The organism is Methylotenera sp. (assembly GCF_029945705.1).
Classification (GTDB): domain Bacteria; phylum Pseudomonadota; class Gammaproteobacteria; order Burkholderiales; family Methylophilaceae; genus Methylotenera.
In genome coordinates, this window is record NZ_JAQSDC010000055.1 from 1 (window position 1) to 8,008 (window position 8,008).

At 36.3% G+C, this 8,008-nt stretch carries 13 protein-coding genes; 5 read left to right on the forward strand and 8 right to left on the reverse strand.

The window, feature by feature from the left end; translation table 11 throughout:
- Positions 1–87: 87 nt before the first annotated feature.
- The gene (locus PSU78_RS12305) at positions 88–567 is read left to right on the forward strand and encodes a Crp/Fnr family transcriptional regulator (RefSeq protein WP_367186360.1); all 480 of its coding nucleotides are present in this window, start codon (positions 88–90) and stop codon (positions 565–567) included.
- 239 nt (positions 568–806) lie between these two features.
- Here PSU78_RS12305 and PSU78_RS12310 read toward each other — a convergent pair whose 3' ends face one another.
- From PSU78_RS12310 to PSU78_RS12335, 6 genes are all read right to left on the reverse strand, one after another.
- Positions 807–1,184 carry a response regulator gene (locus PSU78_RS12310; protein ID WP_300388429.1) on the reverse strand — a complete coding sequence of 126 codons (378 nt, stop codon included), beginning with the start codon at positions 1,182–1,184 and terminating at the stop codon, positions 807–809.
- A gap of 86 nt (positions 1,185–1,270) precedes the next feature.
- On the reverse strand, positions 1,271–1,903 hold the full coding sequence (locus tag PSU78_RS12315; protein ID WP_300388431.1) for a response regulator transcription factor: 633 nt from the start codon (positions 1,901–1,903) through the stop codon (positions 1,271–1,273).
- A 40-nt stretch (positions 1,904–1,943) separates the two neighbouring features.
- A complete protein-coding gene (locus PSU78_RS12320; protein WP_300388433.1) occupies positions 1,944–2,399 on the reverse strand; it encodes a phage holin family protein in 456 nt (151 codons plus the stop codon).
- A gap of 11 nt (positions 2,400–2,410) precedes the next feature.
- On the reverse strand, positions 2,411–2,830 hold the full coding sequence (locus PSU78_RS12325; RefSeq protein WP_300388435.1) for a YqjD family protein: 420 nt from the start codon (positions 2,828–2,830) through the stop codon (positions 2,411–2,413).
- Between the two features lie 46 nt (positions 2,831–2,876).
- Positions 2,877–3,032 (reverse strand): DUF1328 domain-containing protein, encoded by a 156-nt coding sequence (locus PSU78_RS12330; RefSeq protein WP_300388437.1) that lies wholly within the window; start codon positions 3,030–3,032, stop codon positions 2,877–2,879.
- 131 nt (positions 3,033–3,163) lie between these two features.
- Positions 3,164–3,337 carry a DUF1328 domain-containing protein gene (locus PSU78_RS12335; protein WP_300388439.1) on the reverse strand — a complete coding sequence of 58 codons (174 nt, stop codon included), beginning with the start codon at positions 3,335–3,337 and terminating at the stop codon, positions 3,164–3,166.
- A 106-nt stretch (positions 3,338–3,443) separates the two neighbouring features.
- Between PSU78_RS12335 and PSU78_RS12340 the strand changes: the two genes are divergently transcribed.
- From PSU78_RS12340 to PSU78_RS12350, 3 genes are all read left to right on the forward strand, one after another.
- The gene (locus tag PSU78_RS12340; protein WP_300388441.1) at positions 3,444–4,865 is read left to right on the forward strand and encodes a histidine kinase; all 1,422 of its coding nucleotides are present in this window, start codon (positions 3,444–3,446) and stop codon (positions 4,863–4,865) included.
- A gap of 126 nt (positions 4,866–4,991) precedes the next feature.
- On the forward strand, positions 4,992–5,507 hold the full coding sequence (locus tag PSU78_RS12345) for a BON domain-containing protein (protein WP_300388443.1): 516 nt from the start codon (positions 4,992–4,994) through the stop codon (positions 5,505–5,507).
- 92 nt (positions 5,508–5,599) lie between these two features.
- Positions 5,600–6,760 carry an AI-2E family transporter gene (locus PSU78_RS12350; protein WP_300388445.1) on the forward strand — a complete coding sequence of 387 codons (1,161 nt, stop codon included), beginning with the start codon at positions 5,600–5,602 and terminating at the stop codon, positions 6,758–6,760.
- Positions 6,761–6,998: 238 nt separating this feature from the next.
- On the opposite strand, the gene PSU78_RS14005 is transcribed toward PSU78_RS12350, so the two are convergent.
- Both PSU78_RS14005 and PSU78_RS12355 read right to left on the reverse strand, forming a co-directional pair.
- A complete protein-coding gene (locus PSU78_RS14005) occupies positions 6,999–7,127 on the reverse strand; it encodes an HU family DNA-binding protein (protein ID WP_367186363.1) in 129 nt (42 codons plus the stop codon).
- The gene (locus PSU78_RS12355; RefSeq protein WP_300388446.1) at positions 7,067–7,291 is read right to left on the reverse strand and encodes a hypothetical protein; all 225 of its coding nucleotides are present in this window, start codon (positions 7,289–7,291) and stop codon (positions 7,067–7,069) included. Before PSU78_RS12355 ends, PSU78_RS14005 begins: the two co-directional genes overlap by 61 nt.
- 85 nt (positions 7,292–7,376) lie before the next feature.
- Between PSU78_RS12355 and PSU78_RS12360 the strand changes: the two genes are divergently transcribed.
- Positions 7,377–7,913, forward strand: coding sequence for a hypothetical protein (locus PSU78_RS12360; protein ID WP_300388448.1), 537 nt, complete (start codon positions 7,377–7,379; stop codon positions 7,911–7,913).
- Positions 7,914–8,008: the final 95 nt, after the last annotated feature.

Genomic DNA, 8,008 nt, shown 5'->3' on the forward strand with positions numbered 1-8,008 from the left:
TGCGCAACTGGTCACGATAGTCCGTTTTGATCGGTCACGATAGCCGTAATACGCAGCAATGAAGGTGTGCTCGGCATCTCGCTTTTAATGAGCGGTGAAAACACAACTGACCAAGTTTTTGTTCAAAACTCTGGATTTGCTTATAGGCTAAAGGCGCAGTTACTAAGAAATGAGTTTGAGCGCTCTGGCCATGTATTTCAGATATTACTGCGCTACTTTCAAGCACGCATGACCCATGTAGCACAAACCGCAGTGTGCAATAGGCACCATACAATAGAGCAGCAACTTTGCCGATTTTTGTTGTTAAGTCTTGATAGATTGCCTTCAAACTCAATCGCCATCACACAAGAGCTTATTGCCAGTAAGTTGGGGGTGCGCCGAGAAAGCGTTACTGAGGCAGTAGGTAATTTGCAACGCACGGGATTAATTAAATGTAGCCGTGGACATATCGAGGTGCTTGCCAGATCCGGATTAGAAAAAACTTCATGCGAATGTTACTCAGTCGTTAAGCAGGAATTTGATCGACTGCTGACAAATATACCCGCATCAACTTTACAACCAAACTAGGTTTTGCCGCATGGAGTAATATGTTTAACTATCATCAGGTGATGACTGCCTTGTCAGGCCTGATGAAAGCCCTCTTCAATCATTGGTTGTTTGAAAACTACAGTTTGAGACTTAGGAGTTATCTTGGGAGAAGTGCCGCTATTAACATTCAGAGTTCATTCTGGATGAGCTACATCAAGTAAAGTAATTATTGCAACACCCAGACAGATTTACGTTATTACATGCTCAGTAAAGATGTCTTATTGAAACTTCTTGGCCTCACTCTCAATGGTATCAATCGCTGTTTCAAAATCCATAGACTTATCGTAAAAGTATTTAACACCTAGCTGCTTGGCTAAATTTTTGTAATAAGAGTTTGAGTGGTTTGTAAGCATGACCGTGACAGGTTTGTCATATGGGTATTCTTTACTGTCTGTAAATTTCACCACATCAAACCCATTGCCTTCTGTTAGCTCAATGTCTGCAATAATTAAATCAAATTTATTATTTCTTAGGAGAGAGATTGCGTCATGGCTATTACTTGCGTAGGCATCTACTGATAAGTTTTGACAACCAGAAAGCATCTCAGTGATGGAGTCACGTAGTAGCTTTGAGTCCTCAACTAATAAAATGCGCATCATAAATACGATAAAAAAGAATTACAGATAGTTAGATATTAAACAATAATATTGATATCGGCTATCAGGGTTTGTCCTACAAATCATTAATCAAGTAATTTATATTTAAAAGCATAATAAGTTAAATCCGCATTACTTTTTAAGCTCATTTTTTCTAAAATACGCGTTCTGTAAGTGCTGACTGTTTTAATACTTATATGTAGTTCATTACCTATATTAGTCGGGCTCATACCCCCAGCCAATTTAATAAAGACTTGAAATTCTCGATCTGACAACATCTCGTGTAGTTGCTTGTCTGATGGATGACTAAGTTCATTAGTCATTAATTCAGCTAACTCTGAAGAAATATATTTTTTACCATTTGAAATGGTTCTGATTGCTCGAATAATCTCATCTGAATCAGCGTCTTTAGATAAATAACCCTTACAACCATTCCGCATTAAATTGACGGCATATTGTTCTTCAGCATACCCACTCAATACCAGCACAGGTAGCTCTGGTGCGATATGTTTTAAATCATGCAATGTATCAACACCATTTTTATCAGGCATCGAAATATCTAATACCATGATGTCATATTGGTTTTTTCTAACTAGATTCAATGCCTCAACTCCTGAACTAGCCTCACCGGCTACCTCAAGATCTTTTTCAAGCTCAATTAAACTTTTTAAACCATTTCTAACAATACTATGATCATCTACTAATAGAATCTTTTTCATACTTACACCTTAGTTAAGATTACTATCATTAAATCATAGTTTACCCATTAGCCTCATCAGAAGTGTCAGCCGTACCATCTAAACTATAGCGGAATGACTTCCAGTCGTTCGAAATTAACACTGTGCTTGAATTCATAAAAGGTGCTTTTTTCCATGAATTTCTAATACTAATAAATAATAGACAGCCTAAAACTAGTGGGATTAACATCAATACTCCTAAAATAATTTCTTTGTTAGGATTGCTCCAAATACTGGCAAAAAACCACATTAAACCCAAGACTCCAGAAAATATAATTGTGGCAAAAATAATTAAAATCCCAACTAAGCTACTGGCTATTCTGAGCATATCAGTTAGCATTTCATCTTTAATAAATTGTGCACGAGTTTCGGCATAATCTGCTGCATTACTTTTAACTAACAAATATTGCTTTCTAGTTTCTGTAATGCGGCTTTCAAACAAGTAAATCGTAATCAATTTAAGATCCGTAGCTAGCATGGGATTAACCTTTATTTAGAGGTTTGTTTTGTGCCTAAAATATACCCAATAATCAAACCCGCTCCTGCGACTAGCGCTACGGCTACTAAAGGATTCTCTTTGACTGTATCGTTCGCTTTTTGTTTGCTATTAGCATAAGCAATTGCTACTTCATCAGATACCAATGATTTAAGCTCACTCGCCTTAATCGTCAATTGATCTTTAATATCACTTACTTTTGAAGTACTTGAGTAATCATTAATTAAATTTTTCAAACTTCTAACCAACTGGTTCGCTTCTTGTTTAGCAGAATCAGTTTTATCAATCATTTTTTCTGAGGTGTCATTCACCTGAGATTTAATATTTTCTGCAATATTTGCGGTAGCATTTTCTGCTTGATTGGTAATTTCTTCAGTTTTATTTAAAACTTCTTTTTTACTTAAATTAAACATAGCAAGCTCCTTGATAATAAATTTAACAAATTAAATTCTATAAAAATTACTTTTTGGATTTTAAAAATGAAATAATCGTAAGAATTAGAAATACAAAGAACAGTATCTTTGCAATACCTGCGGCACCTGCCGCAATTCCACCAAACCCCAACACGGCGGCAATTAATGCAATGACTAAAAATGTAACTGTGTAATGAAGCATTGATGCTCTCCTAAGTAGTGATAACAATTAGTACATAAATCTATTGTATTTTTAAGTGCTTTATTTGATGAGTGGCGATTATCCGAATCAAATGTCAGACAAAGACTACATCCAAGTCATCACCTAAATATTTATACAAATAGACTGATTCCTAACAGTGATCCAGCAATCACTAATAAAGCTAAGAATAAAAATATATAGAAAAAAACTTTTGCTATTTTCGAGGCACCAGATTCAACTGATCTAAACCCTAGCAAACCAGCAACAACTGAAATGATAAAAAATACGATGGCGTAATGAAGCATAATTTTTCCTTGTAATTAAGAATTAATGTATGCTTATTTTGTTTTAATAGTTAAAGATGCGTTAGACAACATTCACCTATTTTTAAGTAAGATTCCCCCTACATCCATGCAAAAATATGTTAATGATTTTTTTGAGAAACTAGACAAGCTATTCAACGTCTTTGGTGGGCGTAACATTGCCTTGCTTGCGTTGACTATAGTGATAACCATAGGCTTAATGATTTTTAATGACAGCTGGATTATGTCTACCCGCTCAGTAGGTGATGATTATGCCAATGGGCAAAACGCTTTAACTAACTTAAAAAAATACCAGGCAAACATATATTTGTCCGAAAGCGCTCAGCGAGGATACTTATTAACAAAAGCAAATGGCTATATCGCGCCATATGAATCTGCCAGCAAGCTTGCGAGAGACAGCTTACGAGAAATAACAGCCAATTTAGAACCTTTAAGCGCTAAGTATCAACTTCAAAAAGAACTCAATTTAGTTGATAAGTTAACAGCCGACACTGAGGCCAAGTTTACTGAAATCGAAATCACTTTATCCTTTGCTAAAAAGGGTGATTTTAATCAGGCAGAAAAACTCGTTAAGTTAAATTCGGGTCTAGTACACATGCTAGAGATTAACAACGATATTGTTAGCCTAGAGAGTTCTATTCAGTCTAAACTTTTAGAAATTAAATCGTCTAGAGATCATTACCGAATGGTGATTCGTGCCTCAGTCATTATTGGGCCTTTGCTATTAATATTTTTGGTGGTGCTCGTCATAAAAGCATTGTTAGATGAAATTTCAAAGAAAGCAGAATTTCAACAAGTTTTGTCACATGAAAATGATAAACATGTTGAAAAAGCTGTCCAGCAAAGTAACTTACTCAAGTCACTAGCTCTAGATTATCAATCTGATGTGGAACGTGAACGTCAAAAGTTAGCTAGAGAACTTCATGATGAGCTTGGTTCGTTGTTAACTGCAATTAAAATGGATGTTAGCTGGGTCATCAAAACATTAAGTGCTAGCCGACCAGAAATCACTGAAAAACTTAAGAAAACTATTGGTTACCTTAATCAGAGCATCAGTTTTAAAAGGCAAATTGTTCAGGATTTACATCCATCCATGATTTCCAGTTTTGGATTCTGGCCTGCACTCAATACACTTATTACTGAAGCGGCAGAGCGAGGCAACTTAACATTGAAGTTGTCGCTGCCTGATGAAAACATAAGAATTAATGAAACAATCAGTTTGGTGGCGTACCGCGTCATTCAAGAAACACTGAATAACTGTAATAAGTATGCTAAAGCGACTGAAATAAGTTTGCATATTGTATGTGATGATTCCAACCTGAAAATTGAAATTCAAGACAATGGCGTGGGTATCGATTTAAATGCGTTAAATAATGAAACGCACGGGCTAAAAGGAATGCGTCATAGAGTTTTAGCCATTGGCGGACATTTTGATGTGATAAGCGAACCCAGCAAAGGCGTTTTAACTTTAGTCATTCTTCCTTTAAATGTTAAGCCCTCCTCTGTGTAGTCATACTCTTACATAACTATCAGCGTAACTGCTACTGACTCACGCCTACTGTTTGCTTAGTATTCATTCAACAAAACAATTTAGTTTTGTAGTGAAATTGAATAGCAATTAATAATAGGAGGATGTATGCAATTCTTAAATTTGAAAAAATCAGCCATTACTTTGGCTTTATTAACAGTTGGTTATTCATTCAATGCATCTGCATTTGATACTGATGAAGTTCAAAAAAATCAAACAGCTTATGCTGAAGAATTTAAAAGCCTAGATACATCTGGAGATGAAAAGCTTAACTGGAAAGAAGCATCAAAAGATACCGCTATCAAACATAAAGCTTTCAAGTCAGCAGATAAAGATGCTGATGGCACGCTTGATGTTGCTGAGTATGGCGAATTAAAAACACAGATAAGTCAAAAAAAGGTTGGCCAAGTAGTGAGTGACAGCGTAATTACTACAAAAGCCAAAGCTACCCTTTTGAAAGAAGAGTCGTTAAAATCGTTGAAAATTAGCGTAGAGACGCACAAAGGTGAAGTAATATTAAGTGGATTTGTCAATGATGAATCAATGAAGGCTAAAGCTGCAGAAGTTGTGAAGAACATTGAGGGTGTTAAATCGGTAGTGAATAGCTTAGTGGTTAAAAGCTAGTCTTCTAGTTTAGTTTTTTGGTTTACTATCTGTGCCACTGAGTTTCTCAGTGGCACAATCTTATTTAACCATGGAAAAATAAAGCGCCTGATATGTCTGACTTTAAAAAAAATGATCAACAACTAGCTACTGATAGCCTATCCACGCAAATCAGTGTTGATAGCACTCACCCGAGTAAAGTTAAGAACATATCCTTAAATATACTAGCTTTTATTGCAGTCATTATGGCGCTTAACTTTGCACAAAGTTTTTTTGTCACTTTGTTACTGAGCATATTCCTAGCATTAACTTTAAACCCCATCGTAGCATTTCTAATCAAATTAAAAGTACCAAGAACATTAGGCGCAAGTATTGTCGTTGTATTGCTCATCATGATCATATCGTTATCAATCATAGGCCTAAAAAGTCAGGCTGAATCAATCATTACGCAATTGCCTGGCGTTACAAAAAAAATCACGTCGCTCATGTTAGCCAATAAAAGTAGCTCTTTATCGAGTGTGAAAAAAATGCAACTTGTTGCCACACAAGTTCAAAGTGTCACCAATTCGGAAGATCGAAAAACCAATGGAAAATCCATTACGCATGTGATTGTCCAAGAAGAACCATTCAGATTAAATGATTTCCTCTGGAGAGGTTCATTAGGATTTGCAGGAGCTGTAGGTGAGTTTATAACCGTGGTTTTTTTAGCCTATTTTTTATTAATTTCTGGTGATATGTTTAAACGTAAATTTGTAAAATTATCTGGGCCTACAATAAGTAGCAGAAAAATTACTGTCAATATTTTGCAAGATATTAATCAATCAATTCAAAAATATTTATTTATGTTGCTTGTCACTAACATACTTGTTGGTTTGTTAATTTGGGTTGCTTTAAGTCTTATTGGTTTAGAAAATGCAGGTGCATGGGGGTTAGCTGCGGGGCTGATTCATTTCATTCCCTATTTTGGGCCTTTTATTATTTCTTTAACCTTGAGCACGGCTGCTCTTATACAGTTTAACTCTGTCAGCATGGCTTTAATAACAGGGCTAGTATCAATATCCATTGCAACTATAGTCGGTGTATTTATTACAACTTGGATGACAGGAAGAATTGCAAAAATGAACTCTGTTGCGGTGTTTATATCATTACTTTTTTTTACTTGGCTGTGGGGAATTTGGGGGATGCTGCTGGGTGTTCCTATTGTAGTAGTAATCAAAGTAATCTCTGAACATTTAGAGCAACTTAAGCCAATTGCAGAATTATTAGGGGAGTAGTGAGGATGCAAATCCTACCTCATGAATTAGCTAGACTGCTAGTTGATGCAGACAGTGGCGAGGCAAACTAATACCTTAGCGGTCAATTGCTTACACAATATAGCAATTGAAAGATGAAGGCGGTTTTGTGTAGATATTAGATGCTTGATTACTTACAATTCTGAGTTGCTTTTTTTGATATAATGCGCGGCAATGTTTGAAAAGGCATTTTTATGAGAGCTTTCAAGCTGGATAAGAGCTATTGATTTACTACAGATTTAAGTGTCACAACTACTGAAAAGCTAACGTGATTACTTGCGGATATTTTCAATGTTTCGCCATTTGCAGGATTGCGGCTATCGTAAGCGGTTTGTGCGTTAATTTGAATTGACCATAACTTATGATGTTCAACTCACTGACTGTTGCTAATATCTCAACCAGTTTTGCTTTAACAACAGTTACTTTCTTTTCGGCTTTTGATAGCGGCAACTCCTCTACTTGGTCGTTGTATTTCTTAGGCCAATTAAAATGGGTGATGAGACACCAAAGCACAAGTTTACCAAGGTCAAACAGAAATCATTAAGATGATGACATACTTATTCTGCGTGCTTATTTACAAAATTTAGGAACAATACCAATGACCAACTCTCAACGCAGAGCGCTTGCCCGAATGGCTGAAATAAACTCAGCAAATAACGGCAGCACGCCTGCTTCAACCCATAGTAGTGCATTCAGCCCTCATGAGGCAGGTGCGTATTACGTTGTAAATGTCGAGACTGTCGCCAAAATCATTAAGCAATTTACCAAAGAAATTGAGCCTCCTAATTATACCTACGTCATCACCACTATTCATTTTGAACAGGATGCCGATACTGGAAAATGGTTTTGGTTTGATGGTAAAGAAAAGCTATCCCCACGTAATAACCAGAATATTTGGCGGCTCGGCAGTAAGATACTTTATGACACGCGCGTAGAAGCCGAGGCTGAGCTTCAGCGGGTGATGGCTAAAAATGGCGACCGAGTTACCAAGGTACATGACTTACCAGATGATTTGACGCATTTGAAAAAAATCCGTAGTGTGAACCATCCTGATCGCAACAATCCAGATTCCGATCATGACCTTTATCAGGCGGTCATCGAGAAAATTGACAGAATGCGCTTATTAAGTGCTTAAGTAGCACTATGAAAGTCTACTATTGATAAACTACGATAAGATGACCCCTGTTGAAAAAAGTGGACACTTTTTATCGTATAAAATGACGAAAAGAA